The following is a 14,671-nucleotide window of genomic DNA, read 5'->3' on the forward strand; positions in this document are numbered from 1 at the left end:
TGAGCATAATTAAATATCAACAGACTCTACTGGTGAAAGCGAAAAATTTTGGGGCTTAGTCGCTGACAAATTAAAATCTTATACAAAAGATGAAGCAAGTGCTGCGAAGACGACGGCGAAAATGGCAAGTTTTGCAGCAGGTTTGGGTACGGTTTTGTTCTTTGAAGATTTAAATGTGGTCAGTGGTCTACAAGCACAGTTTCCTTCTTATGCAGAAAACTTTCCGATTTGGGCAGAACATTCAACTGCCATTGCCCAATTTGCAACTTGGACAGCGTTGCACACCGAAGGTTTAGGCGCATCACTACAGCATTACAACCCAATTGTGGATGAACAAGTGCATGCTGAATGGGACATTCCTGCGCATTGGAAACTTCGTGCTCAATTGGTTTTTGGTTCAGTGGAAGGTGAAGCGAAAGAAAAAGGCTATATGGATGATGCCGCTCGTTTTAAAGTCTTCCAATAATTGCAGTGTATAACACACAATTTCGATAAAAAAGGAACGAAAACTAAGTTCCTTTTTTATTGCAATTTTATTGAAATAGATAGGGTTGGACAAGATTTTCATCCGTGAAAACCTTGTCCAGATTAGCCCATTGAGGACTGAGCTAAACGGGTGACTAGAACCAACTTTCTTGCATGTTGAGGCAAGTATCATCAAGTTCTAGCAATAACTTGGCTTGATGTTCTATTTCAGGTAATTCCCAGCGGATAAAATATTGCGCGGCTTGTAATTTACCGGCTAAGAATTGTTGATCTTCAGCTAAATCTGAATGTTCAAATTTCACTAGGGCTTGATTAGCCATTTCAAGCCATAGCCATGAAATGATGACTTTGCTCATCATGTCTAGATACAAGGCAGAATTACCCAGTACCTGATCGACACGACCTTGTGCGAGGACTTGTCCCAAACTTTGTGTGGTTTTCTTCACCGTGTTTAAATGCCCTGAAAAAATCGCTGCAAGCGCTTCCGTTTTTGGATCTTGAGCTTGATCAATCGTATTTTGCATACGTTGTAATAACAGCATCAAACCTCTGCTGTTGTGCTGCCAAAGCTTACGACCCAACAAATCCAAAGATTGAATACCAAATGTACCTTCATGGATCGGATTTAAGCGGTTGTCGCGATAGCATTGTTCAAGTGGATATTCGCGGGTATAGCCAGCGCCACCTAAAACTTGAATGGCTAAATCATTGGCTTTTGGTCCATAGGCGGAAGGGAATGATTTGACGACAGGGATAATCAAATCTAATAACAACGCGCTGTCTTCATTGTTAGCGGCTTGATGTTCATCAATTAAACGTGCAGCAAATAGGCATAATGCAAGTGCGCCTTCCACATAGGATTTTTGTGCCAAAAGCATCCGTTTAACATCTGTATGTTGAATAATATTGACAGGTTTTGAGGCAGGATTTTTATCTGATACTAAGCGACCTTGTGGACGGTTTTTGGCATATTCGAGTGACTCTAAATAGCCACGGTATCCAATCATGGCTGCACCTAAGCCGACACCGACTCGTGCTTCATTCATCATCTTAAACATATATTTAAGACCAGCACCTGCTTCACCAATCAGATAGCCTGTACATTGGTCTTTTTCACCAAAGCTCAGTACTGTCGATGTTGTACCTCTGTAGCCCATTTTATGTAATAAGCCAGCCAGTTGAACGTCATTGGCGCCTGCAAGTGAACCATCGCTCAGGGTTTTAAACTTCGGAACAATAAACAGAGATATACCTTTTACGCCCTGAGGTGCATCTTGGATGCGAGCAAGGACCAAATGCACGATATTTTCAGTGATGTCTTGGTCACCCCCTGAAATAAACATCTTTTGGCCTTTGATGAGGTAGGTACCATCGGCTTGCGGTATGGCTTTTGTGGTCAAATCACCCAAAGATGAACCCACATCAGGTTCAGTCATAGCCATCGTTCCTGCAAAGCGACCACTGAACATATGCGGTACAAACCTATCTTTTTGTTCAGTCGTACCGAAAGCTTGAATCACATTTGCAGCCGCAGCGGTTAGAAATGAATAAGCCACTGATGAAGGATTTGCTGACATGAAATAAGCATTTGCAGCCATGTTGATCAAAGTCGGAAGTTGCATACCGCCTGCATCATAATCATGCTGCGCACAAAGCAAGCCGGCATCTGCAAATTGCTTCCATGCCGTTTTGACTTCAGCAATGGTTTTAACCTGTTGACCATCAAATGTAGGTTCGTTTTGATCGGCTGTTGCGTTATGGGGTGCAAAAAAGTCTTGAGCAATACCTTGTGCAGTTTCTAGGATGCTTTTGAAGGTTTCAGCATCATGCTCAGCAAAACGTGGGTAATGCGTTAAGTCTTGCGCTTTAAACACGTCAAATAGCAAAAAATTTAAATCTTTGTCATTGATTAACTGCGCCATTGATCAATCTCTAATCGGGTCGAATTTTATGGCTTAAGCCTAGCAGTTGATTTTTAGATATAGAATTGTCAATAATGACACTTAATAAGTCAAAAATGACATTTTGATAATTTGAACTTTAAATGAAGAAAATCATAATTTTAGCATTTGATGGTGCTTTGGCTTCTGCGATTACTGGGGTTGTTGATCTCTTTGCAATGGCGGGAGTCAGTTGGAACCGGATTCAAAAACAAAATGTGCAGCGGCTATTTCAGGTCAAAATTGCCTCACAACATGGTCAAGCTGTGCAATGTATCAATGGCATCAAGCTTTATGCAGATTTAGCATTTTCTGAAATAACAGATGCAGATATCATCATTGTCCCAACGATAGGCGCGCCGATCTTAGATGTTTTAGCGCAAAACGCAGCACTGATCGGGTTATTAAAAACTCGGCAATTGCAGAGCGGACTGATCGCAGGAAATTGTACGGGTAATTTTTTTCTGGCAGAAGCAGGGCTTTTAGATGGTAAGCAGGCAACGACGCATTGGGGCTTTCAGCAAATGTTTCGTGAACGCTATCCTTTGGTGAAACTGAATGCAGATCAGCTCATTAGCCATGACCAAAATATCTATTGTGCAGGCGGCGGCTTAGCATGGTTTGATTTGGGACTACACCTAATCGAACGTTTTTATGGTTTTGAAACGGCAATCCACACGGCAAAATCATTTGTATTGGATTATCGTCGTGATAGTCAGTTGTCCTATTCTTTATTGAAAATATCTAAACCGCATCAGGATGGTTTGGTGCAAAAAGTTCAAGATTGGTTAGAACAGCATTATCATGAAAATATTGTCTTAGATGAACTTGCGGCGCAGTTTAATGTGACAACGAGGACATTGATTCGACATTTTAAAGCAGCTTTGGATATTCCACCGAATCAGTACTTACAATCAATACGGATTGAAGCTGCACGAAAGCGTTTAGAAGAAACGGGACATGCTTTAGATCTGATTATGCGAGAGGTCGGCTATAGTGACCCAAGCTCATTTCGACGGTTATTCCAAAAAAAAACGGGGCTGAGCCCCTTAGAATATCGTCGACGTTTCAGCCGACGATTTGATGTTTAGCTACAGTTTAAGCGGTTCGAACGGTATAACGGCCATGTAAAAAGTAGTAGGCACCAATACATGCAAAGGCTGCAAAGGCGCTATACAAATACAATTGTGAGTAGCCAATATGGTCGAGCAATTTACCGATAAAGTACGGTCCAAAGCCTAAGCCGGCATCCAAAAAGATAAAGAAAGTTGAAGTGGCAAAGCCCATACGTTCAAGCGGCGCACTTTTTACCGCAACTGTTTGGCAGACCGACTGAATATTGCCATAACCGAGTCCAAGTAGGCCTGCACAAAGTAAAAGCATCCATGAACTCTGTGTGATGCTGAGCAATACCAATGCCACGCCCATAATCACAAAAGCAGGGTAGATCACAATATTTTCACCTTTACGGTCCATCAACGGGCCTGTAAATGGGCGAGAAATTAAAATCGCAATGGCATACATCAAAAAGAAAAACGAGGCTGTTTCAACCAAATCGATTTCTTTGGCATAAAAGTTAATGAAAGACAAAACGCCTGAATAGCAGATTGAAGCGAAAAGCATGATGAATGATATCGGTAATGCTTTAGGTTCTACAAATTGAGCAATCCAACTCGGTTTTTTGACAGCTTCAACAGTATCGAGGGGTTTATTGATTTTGGGTAAATCGGGCACTTGAATCAGCAAGGCAACCAATAGGCAGCTCAATGCGATAATCGTAGAAACGATAAAAATCGCATGATAACCAATATGTAACATCATCCAAATGGCAAGAAATGGCCCAATAGCCGTACCTAACGTACTACTCATGCTGTAGTAGCCAATGCCTTCACCGCGACGTGTCGCTGGTAAGATTTGGGCAATTAAGGTACCCAGCACTGTTGATGCCATACCCATCATAAAGCCATGCATAAAGCGTATGAATAGCAACATGCCGACGCCAAACTGAATGAAGTAAAAACCAGAAAAGACTAAAAAGCCAATTAAACCAACGATCAGTGTTGTTTTACGACCAAAACGCTCTAGGAACTTACCCACCAATAAACGCCCGACCAATGTGCCGACAATGAACAAGCCTGAAACTAGACCGGCTTGAGCAGTTGTCGCACCTAATTCAGCCACCGCATAGCCCACGATCACCACAACCAAGAGATAAAAGGTTAAAACCAATTGGAAGTTAATGGCGCTGACTAAAATAAAATTTTGAGTCCAAAGTGGTGCTTTATCTTGCATGATCATCACCTACAGTGCTTTGTTCAAGTTCTTGCATGACACGGTGTAAAATTTGAATTGAATGTTGGATATCTTGGCTAGCTAATGGCGCGATCAGGCGCTGCTCAAAGGCATCTATGTCTTTTGCACATTGCTGAAATAAATCAAGTCCAGTCTCGCTGAGCATCATTTTCTTTTGACGTTTATCGTCAGTTTGCACATGTGCCAAAATATCCATTTGTGCAAGAATTTTGACACGCTTAGTGATGGATGGCTTGGATACATTTAAATATTCCGCCATTTCAATAGATGTACAAGCGGTTTTTTCACGGATGACAAACATGACTTGCCAAAGCGAATAGTTCAATTGATAGGGCAGTAAAATCGTGTTGATTTCATCACTAATCAGACGCGCACAGCGCAGAAGTGAAGAGCGGAAACCTAATGTGGAATTCATAATAGTTAACTAGGGTAACTAAATTATCGCAACTTTACGCCTAATTTATTTTGAATTCAAGTGAACAACTCAAACCATAAAAAACAGGTATAAGAAAACCTGTGCGCACACAGGTTTTCTTGCATAACATTTCATTTAAAGCTTATCGTTCATTTATGCTCTAAACAATGCGTGTTTATTCTACAGAAGCTTCTGCAGCTGCAATTGCAGCATCTTCCGCTGAGCTGTCTGCATTTTCTGAAATTTCTACACTTTCACCATCTGCATAAGCAAGTTCTTCACCTTCTGATTCAGCTTGCTCTAAATAAGCTGCAAGTTGTTCATCTGTTAATTCTTCATGTTCACCTTCGGATATCATGGCTTGTTCTTGTAATTGGGCTTGTTCTAAATTACTCATCATACTTTGCATATTGAACATCAATGGAAGCATAACCAATAAATAAACAATCATCAGGATCAGATACAGTGACCCAATGACTTTCTCTGTTTGTTCAGTTGGACGCTTAATACCATATTTATTTTCACCTTCAGTGCCTTTTGCAGCCATCACATAAATGCTAAAGATGGTACCGACCAGAGGGATGAGAAAAATTAAGCAGAGCCAACCGCTTTTATTTAGATCATGTAAACGACGAATCGTAATGCAGATCATTGCGACAAACATTGCAACGATAGAAACGACAATCAGTGCGATCGCACTGAGTCCTAAAAACGAATTAAAAAGTGCTTCAATACTACGTTCTGCTGAATTGAAAAATGCAAAAAGTCCCAGTGCGACGCTGATGCCTAATAGGCAGGTATAAATCATACTAATGATAAATAACCACGCTAAATAGGACAGGCGGCCAAAACGTCCTTCAGGAGACAGTGGATGATCGGCTTTTTGAATTTGAGGCTGAATATTTTGATCTTGTTGAAACGGATTCAATTCGCTTGAAGTAAGTTCAGTCATTATTATTCCAATTTTAATTATCTAATTTATTTTCTATGCCCAAAAGGGCAGCAATATTGTATAGCGAAGTAAAAAAAGGTCAAATATTAGACATGGCTAAGTCGTCAAATATTCCTTAGCCATGCTGTAATGTGGTCTGTTATTTATGTAATTTACGATACTCTTTAGGGCGCATTGGACGACTGGCTTTCCACAAACCTTTCTTTTGTTTACGTGCTTTGCTTTGTAAATTCATCATATAGTGCAAATGCTTTTGGTCACGGATGTATTCTTCGTAAACCCACGCAGCACCACGTTTTACCATTTCTTCATTCATGCATTTACGATAGCGATAAATAACCCCAACGCAGCGGTCATAACGGTCTACATCAGTGATTTTTACGCGAACAAATTTCTTGTAAACCATGGATTTGATCAGTCGAGCGGACTCTTTACCGTAGGCTTGTGTCGATTCTGGCGCATCCACATAAGCAAAGCGAAGTTTGGTTTTAGAACGTCTTAGATTCATCCGATAGCAGGTGAGGGTGTCGCCATCACTAATATCAGATACACGACAGAGGTAAGATTTTCCTTTCTTAAAAGGTTGGAAAAAATCCTTTAAGAAAATGGTGACTTTATAAAGAACATAGACTGTGATCAGGCACAGTACTGCACCTAAAGCCATGAGCCAATTCGCGGAGAGATTTGAAAGCATACACAATGATATGAACGAGGTCATATCGCATAAAAACAGGAGTTTAGATTTTATAAGAACTCATGATATATGGCTGTCGAACAAACCGACGGTCAGTTAAAAATACCTTAAATAATCAGCATTTGATCTATAAATATACAGCAAGTTTCATCACGCAAAACTCTATCTAAATACATGCAAATAGCCTAAGTAAAGTGGTGTCCCATTGAAAATAGCCTAAGCAAATATTTTAGAAATTTCGCTTCGCAAAAAAACATGCCGTGAATTTAATTCCAAATCATTATGCCAATACATCCCTAATTTAATTTTCGGCAAGTCTACAGGTACATCAAAAATATTCAGTTCGGGAGCAACCTGTAAATGCGTCAAAATATTTTGCGGAATCGTCAATATCGCCTTGGGTTGCTGTGCCAAAATTTGTAGCGCAGTAGAGTAATGCTGACAGCGTAAAAAAATCTCTCTAGAGTGTTTTTTACGATTTAAATAAATATCTTCAACTAATACACCTGCACGTCGGGAAGAAACCCCAATGTGAGGAGCAGAAAGATAAATAGATTCATCCATCTTGGAATGTTGACTACAAACCACGAATTGGTCTTCAACTAAAGTTTGAAAATTTATTTTTTCACCAAAGTTTTGCTCAAGATCAATCGCAAAATCGATTTGCTGTGCAGCAAGGTCAGCCACAATGGTTTTGCGGTCTAATTTAATACTGGAAAATTGGATCTGAAACTGTTGCTGTTGAAAGTGTTCAACTAACTTAGGAAAAATAATCGGTTCAATTTCATCATGTACGGCAATTTTTAAGCTCTGTACCATTGAAGGAGTAAATTGTTGTTTTTGGATAGAAATACTTTGAATCGCAATAAGCGCATTTTTAATTACGGGATAAATCTGTTCAGCAAATGGAGTCGGGAGCATTTTTGCCCCAGCACGTACAAATAAGTCATCTTGTAAATGTTGTCTTAAACGTTGAAGTGCATGACTCGCTGCAGACTGAGTAATACACAAAATTTGTGCTGCTTTTGAAATGCTTTTTTGTTCATAAACTGCGATATACAGTGGATATAAATTGATATCCATACGGTGGAAAACACCCATATCAATGACGGTGTTTTTATGAATACTATTCATGTTCATCTATTGAATTAAATCATTTTGTTCATATTAGATTTCAGGTTATGGTGTTGTAAAGCGTAAAGAACATAATATTTAAAGGATATTGTCATGTTTGAACTTTCAGCACGTGCACAAGATTATATTGAAAGAACAAAAAAATTTATTAAAGATGAAATTGAGCCTGTAGAAACTGAGTTTTGGGCAGAAGTTCATGAGTTGAACCAAGGTGGTGATTGGACCAAATGGCAATGGCCGGCACAGTTAGAGGTTTTAAAGGATAAAGCCAAAGCTGCAGGCTTATGGAATATGTTCTTACCTTGTCCTGAACTTGGGCAAGGCTTATCTGTACAAGAATATGCACACATCGCAGAACTTTCAGGCCGTAGCTTACTTGCACCCACGGTATTCAATTGTAATGCACCAGACAGCGGCAATATGGAAGTGATTTGGCGCTATGGTACGGAACAACAAAAGCAGCAGTGGTTAACACCATTACTAGACGGCAAAATCCGTTCGGTGTTTTGCATGACAGAACCTGCTGTTGCTTCAAGTGATGCCACCAATATGGAAGCAACAGCTGTCGTTGAAGGCGACGAAATTGTGTTGAATGGCCGTAAATGGTGGTCTTCAGGTTTAGGTGATCCAAATGCCAAAATCATTATTTTTATGGCACATACACCAGATGAAAGCAAAGACCGTCATCATCAGCATTCTATGGTTTTAGTACCAGTTGAAACTGCTGGAGTGAAAATCGAACGTATGCTTCCAGTCTTTGGTGATTATGATGCACCTCATGGACATGGAGAAGTTAGCTTCACAAATGTACGTGTTCCTGTTGCAAACTTTATTGGCGGCGCTGGTCAAGGTTTTGAAATTGCACAAGGTCGCTTAGGCCCAGGCCGTATTCATCACTGTATGCGGTGTATTGGTGCAGCTGAAAAATCGCTAGAACTGATGATTGACCGTGGTATGAGCCGTACTGCTTTTGGTAAAGAAATTTTAAAACTCGGTGGCAATTTAGAGCGTGTTGCAGAAGCACGTGTTGCGATCGATCAAGCACGTTTACTGACCCTCTATGCAGCATATAAAATGGATACTCTAGGGAATATGGCTGCATTAACCGAGATTTCGGCAATTAAAGTGGTTGCGCCAAGTGTCTTAGAAAAAGTCGTTGATATGGCGATTCAAATTCACGGTGGTGCTGGGGTTTCTCGAGATACACCGCTCACAGGCTTCTTTGCGCAAGCACGTTCACTGCGTCTAGCTGATGGCCCTGATGAAGTACATAAAGGCATGATTGCTAAATTAGAATTGGCTAAGCGCGGTTACAGCAGCCGTCGTAAAAAATAAACAAGTTGTAGTCACATATTTGGCATGGCAACCCCGAGTTGTCCATGCTATAAAACTATAGAAAATTATATTTTTATCATCATGATAGATTCAAGTTTAGGAAGAAAAGCATGTCAGTGATTGATGTAGGCGGTTCAGTTCGTGAGGGTGAAGAACTGGATGTACGTGCCGTAGGCAATTGGTTGATTGAACATGGCGTTGAAATAGAAGGGCCTGTTGAAGTCACTCAATATTCAGGTGGCGCATCAAATTGGACTTATCGCTTAAAATACGACAATGCTGATTTAATCTTACGTCGTCCACCGAAAGGTACCAAAGCCAAGTCTGCACATGATATGGCACGTGAATTTAACGTACAGAAAGCATTATCTGAATTTTATCCTGTACTCCCTGAAATGGTGGCGCTATGTCAGGATGAATCAGTTATTGGCTGTGATTTCTACGTGATGAAGCGCGTAGAAGGCATCATTCCACGTGCAAACTTACCCAAAGAATTAAATTTTGATGAAAGCCAAGTTCGAGCGTTATGTACCAACGTCATCGACAAGTTAATTGAACTGCATCAAGTGCCATATGAAGGCACAGCTTTAGAAAAAATAGGCAAGGGCGACGGCTACTGTCGTCGTCAAGTGGAAGGTTGGGACGCACGCTATGAAAAAGCCAAAACCTTAAATGTTCCTTCTTTTAAATATGTCCGTAATTGGCTCAAAGACAATATTCCTGCTGACTCTAAAACCTGTGTAATTCATAACGATTGGCGTTTTGACAACGTCATTTTAGATCCAAATGATCCTACCCAAGTGATTGGCGTATTGGATTGGGAAATGGCAACGCTTGGCGATCCACTGATGGACTTAGGTTCAGCTTTAGCGTATTGGGTTGAAAGTGGCGATAACGCAATTTTTAAAGCGACTCGACGCCAGCCGACTAACTTGAAAGGTATGTTTAGTCGTAAAGAAGTCGTTGAATATTACTTAGAAAAAACTGGTCTACAAACAGACAACTGGACATTTTATGAAGTGTTCGGCATTTTCCGTTTAGCCGTGATCGCACAGCAAATTTATTACCGCTTTTACCACAAACAAACCAATAATCCGGCATTCAAAGATTTTTGGATTGTGATCCATGCTTTACATATTCGTGCATTAAAACTTATTGGTTTGCAAAAACTTGAAGCCAATGATGTGGCACAAAAATATATTGAAAAAATGAAGGATATTTTAGGGAAATGACCACGATATATTTAATTCGGCACGGTCAGGCTTCTTTTGGTGCAGAAAGCTATGACAAACTTTCTCCCAATGGTGAGCTACAGGCTAAGGTGCTGGGACAGTATTTCGACCGTATTTTAAAAGAAAGTCCTTATGTGGTTGCGGGCTCCATGCAACGTCATCAACAAACAGCCAATCTTGCATTGGCTGAATGCTTTCCAGAAGCACAAGTTGATACAGATAACGCGTGGAATGAATTTAATCATCAGCAAGTTTTTGCTCAATATGAACCTCGATTTAACCAACCGCATTTATTAAAAGAAGATGTATCTAAGCATGAAAACCCACGTGCTTATTTATCGAAAATTTTTGAAGGCGCCATTGAGCGTTGGACAGGTGGAGAATTTCATCATGAATATGATGAATCTTGGCCACATTTTAAAAGTCGAGTCGAAACAGCGCTAGAAAAGTTATGCACTCAACTGGCTGAAACCAAACCACGCTATGCTGTTGTGTTTAGTTCAGGTGGAGTGATCTCCGTTGCCGTAGGTAAAATTTTAGGGCTGAGTCCAGAAAAAACATTTGCACTCAATTGGGCCATTGCCAATACCAGTATGACAACACTGCGTTTGGTTGGAAATGAACCGCAATTACTCAGTTTAAATGAACACCATTTTATAAAAGCAGTTGATCCAAATTTATTGACTTGGATCTAAGATAAACAAAGGAATTATCATGGCTAAAACAATTTTAATTACAGGTGCAAGCTCAGGGATTGGTGCAGGAATGGCACGCGAGTTTGCACAAAAAGGCTACAACTTGGCCATTTGCGCACGTCGTTTAGAGCGTCTAGAAACGCTAAAAAATGAACTGGAAAGCCAATATGGCATCAAAGTGATTGCGAAAACCCTCGATGTCACAAATTACGATCAAGTGTTTGAAGTATTCCGTGCCTTTAAAGCAGATTTTGGCAGTATTGATCGTGTTATTGTCAACGCAGGTGTCGGTGAAGGTCGTCGTATTGGTAAAGGCAATTTTGAAATTAACCGTGCCACAGTTGAAACTAACTTTATCTCTGCATTAGCGCAATGTGAAGCTGCGGTTGAAATTTTCCGTAGCCAAAATGCAGGGCATTTGGTGGTGATTTCTTCGATGAGTGCTATGCGCGGCATGCCTAAACATTTAACGGCTTATGGTGCGAGTAAAGCAGGTGTTGCTGCTCTAGCTGAAGGTATTCGTGCAGAACTGATTGATACCCCAATTAAAGTGACGACTATTTTCCCTGGTTATATTCGTACAGAGATCAATGAAGGTGCGAAAAAACTGCCATTTGAAGTCGATGAAAAAACTGGTTCACATCTTTTAGCAAAAGCCATTGAGAAAGCACCGGTTAAAGCTTATGTACCACAATGGCCCTGGTTGCCTTTAGGTCTTGCAATGAAAGTATTGCCGTTGAAAATTGTGAATAAATTGGGTTAAACCTTTATTCAATAATAAAGCTCCAATTTTGGGGCTTTTTTATTCTCAAATGATCTTCACCTTCCTCTGTAGGTTAAAAAGGAATACATAAAACCTGTGATCAAAAGACATTAAAAGCAGCCGATTTTGCAAAGAAAAATTGGAGTAATTACTCAGATTATTTATAAATAAGATATTGAAAATAAATAAAATGTTGAATATTTGAACAGACGATGATTTGTTCTCAAAATAGCGATTTCCTTTTTTTTAATTTGCTTTAATGTACAACTGTTCTTTAATTTTTAGGTTTGTACTATGTCTATGTCTTCCGATATGACAGATCAACAGCGAATTAACAAAGTCAGAACTGTCGTAACGAAAGCTGGTGAAGACTTACGTCAGCAGTATCCCATTTTAAAACATCAAAACTTTATAGGCGCTTCCATCCTTATTTTTGCGCTACTGGGAATGTTGGTTTCAGCTTGGGCGTTTGCTGTTAGCATTTTACCGGCATGGGCTTGTGTGATTTTGGTGGCGATGTTTGCGTCACTGACACATGAATTAGAACATGACCTGATTCATTATATGTATTTTAAAAAGACGCCGTGGGCTCACCATCTCATGTTGGCCTTGGTGTGGTTAGCACGTCCCAATACCATTAGTCCTTGGGCACGTCGTCGTTTGCACCTCAATCATCATAAGTATTCAGGTTCAGAATACGATTTGGAAGAACGGGGCATTAGTAATGGCATGCCTTGGGGATTACGTCGTCTATTGGTCATTAGCGATCAATTGATGACGGTGTATTTGCGCCCATTTCAAATGTTCAAAATGATTGGGAAATTCATTGAAAAACAACCTGAAAAAGAACGTAAAACTGCATTGTTCTCTCAACTGACTGGTTTTTTTCCTTTAAGTTTTATTTATTACGGCATTTGGTATGTATGATGTGTGCTTAAAAAACAGGAGGGTTTAACTTGGTAAACTATACATACTCATTAGGAGTTTACCATGAGCAAGAAACAGAAGACTTACACCGCAGAATTTAAAGCTGAAGCCATAAAAGCCATTGAAGAGAACCAAGGTAATGTATCGGAATCCGCTAGACAACTTGGCATTTCAATGCAAACCCTTTCGAACTGGAATAACAAAGCAAAGGCTGGAACTTTAGCAAGCACAAAACAGTATTCGCCCGATCTAAACGCCTTACTCGAAGAAAATAAGAAGCTTAAACAACAGCTCAAAACAGCTGAAATGGAACGTGAATTTTTAAAAAAGGCAGCAGCGTACTTTGCCAAAGAAAGTCAGTGAGGTACGCCTATATGAAATCGCAAAGCCACTTATTTCCGATTATTTTAATGGCTCGATTACTTCGTGTATCCGTTTCTCGCTTTTATGATTGGCTAAAGCGAGGCATGAGTAAAAGATCAATTCAGCGAAATCAGCAGACAATTTTGGTCAAAATAGCCCATGAAGAAACCAAACAAAGCTATGGCTATGTTCGATTAACCAAGCATTTACAAGCGCAAGGTATCAAAATAAGTACGTATGCTGTGCGCCAAATAAAAAAATCAAATCAGTTGTATTGTAAGCGCCATAAGCGTTTCAAAAGAACCACGAACAGTGATCACAACCGTTCTATTTATGACAATTTACTCAAGCAACAGTTTTCAATGACGAAGCCTAATCTTGCGTGGTCGAGTGACATTACCTACATTTGGACGGCTGAGGGCTGGTTGTACTTGGCAGCTGTCAAAGATCTTTACACGAAACAGGTTGTTGGCTATAGCTTAAATGAGCGCATGACAGCCAAGCTTGTTTGTGATGCATTGAATATGGCTATTCGCAATCAGAAACCTGCTAAAGATCTCATTGTACATTCAGATAGAGGCAGCCAATATTGCAGTAATGAATATCGAAACTTACTTGAGAAATTTGATTTTCAGGGTTCAATGAGCAAAAAAGGCGACTGCTTTGATAATGCACCGATAGAGAGTTTCTGGGGCATACTCAAAAATGAACTAGTCCATCATCGCAACTACAAAACAAGGGAAGAAGCCAAAGCGGATATTACAAAATATATAGAGTTATTTTATAATCAGCGAAGAATTCAAAAAGGCTTGGATTTTAAGACACCAAATCAAATGGCAGAAGACTTTTATCGGTTAGCTGCCTAGAATCTCCCAAGTGAAAGTCTCCTGCTAATTCAGCACACATCAGATTACACAGCATTTGATTTTTCCGAAGCTATGCATGACTTGGCAAAAGGAAAACTAAGTGCAGCGCAACGCTTAAAATGTAATTTTATAACAGGGGATTTCAAACAATCTGCTTGGGAAGAATCACTTCACTTCAATCAAAACAGCACCTTTGATGTGATTATTATTCATCAGGCCTTACATGAATTGAGGCATAAGGCGTATGCAGCAGAGTTTCATCGGACTGTAAAAACGTTGTTAAACACACAAGGCGTGTATTTTGTATGTGATCATTTATATGCACCACATGCACAGCAAAATCATGAGTTGTATATGTCAGTTGAGGAACATTTAGCCGCGCTGAAAGCAGCCAATTATGGCCAAGTGGAATGTCTGGGTGAAGTCAATGGTTTGGTTCTTTTCAAAAGCCAGCACTCATATGAACGAGACAGACTAAGACCGTTTTTGACTTGATCGAACTTATCAGATTATTTCAATAAATAGCCTCGACGAGGGCAATTCAATCATTTAGCAG

Annotated in this window: 13 protein-coding genes and 2 pseudogenes; 9 read left to right on the forward strand and 6 right to left on the reverse strand. The window is 40.0% G+C overall.

Translation table 11 applies throughout. The features are described 5' to 3' along the window. Positions 1 to 31: 31 nt before the first annotated feature. Positions 32 to 466, forward strand: a pseudogene (locus MST17_RS07515) (nitroreductase family protein); the annotation flags it as partial. 154 nt (positions 467 to 620) lie between these two features. On the opposite strand, the gene MST17_RS07520 reads toward MST17_RS07515, so the two are convergent. Further along, positions 621 to 2,408, reverse strand: coding sequence for an acyl-CoA dehydrogenase (locus tag MST17_RS07520; RefSeq protein ID WP_180027024.1), 1,788 nt, complete (start codon positions 2,406 to 2,408; stop codon positions 621 to 623). A gap of 122 nt (positions 2,409 to 2,530) precedes the next feature. Here MST17_RS07520 and MST17_RS07525 point away from each other — a divergent pair, with 122 nt between their 5' ends. Further along, positions 2,531 to 3,517 (forward strand): GlxA family transcriptional regulator, encoded by a 987-nt coding sequence (locus MST17_RS07525; protein WP_180027025.1) that lies wholly within the window; start codon positions 2,531 to 2,533, stop codon positions 3,515 to 3,517. 7 nt (positions 3,518 to 3,524) lie between these two features. On the opposite strand, the gene MST17_RS07530 is transcribed toward MST17_RS07525, so the two are convergent. The 5 genes from MST17_RS07530 to MST17_RS07550 form a co-directional block, all read right to left on the reverse strand. After that, complete coding sequence (locus MST17_RS07530; RefSeq protein WP_180027026.1) at positions 3,525 to 4,724, reverse strand: MFS transporter; 1,200 nt, start codon at positions 4,722 to 4,724, stop codon at positions 3,525 to 3,527. Beyond that, positions 4,708 to 5,154 carry a MarR family winged helix-turn-helix transcriptional regulator gene (locus MST17_RS07535; RefSeq protein WP_180027027.1) on the reverse strand — a complete coding sequence of 149 codons (447 nt, stop codon included), beginning with the start codon at positions 5,152 to 5,154 and terminating at the stop codon, positions 4,708 to 4,710. Before MST17_RS07535 ends, MST17_RS07530 begins: the two co-directional genes overlap by 17 nt. A gap of 175 nt (positions 5,155 to 5,329) precedes the next feature. Continuing rightward, complete coding sequence (locus MST17_RS07540; protein ID WP_180027028.1) at positions 5,330 to 6,106, reverse strand: DUF805 domain-containing protein; 777 nt, start codon at positions 6,104 to 6,106, stop codon at positions 5,330 to 5,332. 139 nt (positions 6,107 to 6,245) lie between these two features. After that, positions 6,246 to 6,800 (reverse strand): thermonuclease family protein, encoded by a 555-nt coding sequence (locus MST17_RS07545; protein ID WP_180027029.1) that lies wholly within the window; start codon positions 6,798 to 6,800, stop codon positions 6,246 to 6,248. Between the two features lie 216 nt (positions 6,801 to 7,016). After that, entirely contained in the window at positions 7,017 to 7,934 is a 918-nt protein-coding gene (locus tag MST17_RS07550; protein ID WP_168377547.1) for a LysR family transcriptional regulator, read from the reverse strand. Positions 7,935 to 8,027: 93 nt separating this feature from the next. Here MST17_RS07550 and MST17_RS07555 point away from each other — a divergent pair, with 93 nt between their 5' ends. From MST17_RS07555 to MST17_RS07585, 7 genes and pseudogenes are all read left to right on the forward strand, one after another. Then, positions 8,028 to 9,269 carry an acyl-CoA dehydrogenase family protein gene (locus tag MST17_RS07555; protein ID WP_180027030.1) on the forward strand — a complete coding sequence of 414 codons (1,242 nt, stop codon included), beginning with the start codon at positions 8,028 to 8,030 and terminating at the stop codon, positions 9,267 to 9,269. Between the two features lie 110 nt (positions 9,270 to 9,379). Next, on the forward strand, positions 9,380 to 10,501 hold the full coding sequence (locus tag MST17_RS07560; protein WP_168377545.1) for a phosphotransferase family protein: 1,122 nt from the start codon (positions 9,380 to 9,382) through the stop codon (positions 10,499 to 10,501). Continuing rightward, positions 10,498 to 11,196 (forward strand): histidine phosphatase family protein, encoded by a 699-nt coding sequence (locus MST17_RS07565; RefSeq protein ID WP_078193820.1) that lies wholly within the window; start codon positions 10,498 to 10,500, stop codon positions 11,194 to 11,196. Before MST17_RS07560 ends, MST17_RS07565 begins: the two co-directional genes overlap by 4 nt. 19 nt (positions 11,197 to 11,215) lie before the next feature. Beyond that, complete coding sequence (locus tag MST17_RS07570) at positions 11,216 to 11,959, forward strand: SDR family oxidoreductase (protein WP_078193819.1); 744 nt, start codon at positions 11,216 to 11,218, stop codon at positions 11,957 to 11,959. A 294-nt stretch (positions 11,960 to 12,253) separates the two neighbouring features. Beyond that, positions 12,254 to 12,883: pseudogene (locus MST17_RS07575) on the forward strand (fatty acid desaturase); the annotation flags it as partial. A gap of 66 nt (positions 12,884 to 12,949) precedes the next feature. Next, a protein-coding gene (locus MST17_RS07580; RefSeq protein WP_257246884.1) for an IS3 family transposase occupies positions 12,950 to 14,115 on the forward strand; the annotation gives its coding sequence in 2 pieces (ribosomal slippage) (positions 12,950 to 13,208 and positions 13,208 to 14,115; 1,167 coding nt in all). An 81-nt stretch (positions 14,116 to 14,196) separates the two neighbouring features. Then, positions 14,197 to 14,610 (forward strand): class I SAM-dependent methyltransferase, encoded by a 414-nt coding sequence (locus MST17_RS07585; RefSeq protein ID WP_257224035.1) that lies wholly within the window; start codon positions 14,197 to 14,199, stop codon positions 14,608 to 14,610. Positions 14,611 to 14,671 lie beyond the last annotated feature (61 nt).

The sequence above is a fragment of the Acinetobacter sp. YH16056_T genome (assembly GCF_024605895.1).
Classification (GTDB): domain Bacteria; phylum Pseudomonadota; class Gammaproteobacteria; order Pseudomonadales; family Moraxellaceae; genus Acinetobacter; species Acinetobacter amyesii.

Bases quoted from the DNA above. Each gene is read 5' to 3' on its own strand.
- MST17_RS07535 (WP_180027027.1), bottom strand. From the start codon at position 5,154: ATGAATTCCACATTAGGTTTCCGCTCTTCACTTCTGCGCTGTGCGCGT.
- MST17_RS07560 (WP_168377545.1), top strand. From the start codon at position 9,380: ATGTCAGTGATTGATGTAGGCGGTTCAGTTCGTGAGGGTGAAGAACTG.
- MST17_RS07540 (WP_180027028.1), bottom strand. From the start codon at position 6,106: ATGACTGAACTTACTTCAAGCGAATTGAATCCGTTTCAACAAGATCAA.
- MST17_RS07570 (WP_078193819.1), top strand. From the start codon at position 11,216: ATGGCTAAAACAATTTTAATTACAGGTGCAAGCTCAGGGATTGGTGCA.
- MST17_RS07555 (WP_180027030.1), top strand. From the start codon at position 8,028: ATGTTTGAACTTTCAGCACGTGCACAAGATTATATTGAAAGAACAAAA.
- MST17_RS07550 (WP_168377547.1), bottom strand. From the start codon at position 7,934: ATGAATAGTATTCATAAAAACACCGTCATTGATATGGGTGTTTTCCAC.
- MST17_RS07565 (WP_078193820.1), top strand. From the start codon at position 10,498: ATGACCACGATATATTTAATTCGGCACGGTCAGGCTTCTTTTGGTGCA.
- MST17_RS07530 (WP_180027026.1), bottom strand. From the start codon at position 4,724: ATGATCATGCAAGATAAAGCACCACTTTGGACTCAAAATTTTATTTTA.
- MST17_RS07520 (WP_180027024.1), bottom strand. From the start codon at position 2,408: ATGGCGCAGTTAATCAATGACAAAGATTTAAATTTTTTGCTATTTGAC.
- MST17_RS07525 (WP_180027025.1), top strand. From the start codon at position 2,531: ATGAAGAAAATCATAATTTTAGCATTTGATGGTGCTTTGGCTTCTGCG.
- MST17_RS07545 (WP_180027029.1), bottom strand. From the start codon at position 6,800: ATGCTTTCAAATCTCTCCGCGAATTGGCTCATGGCTTTAGGTGCAGTA.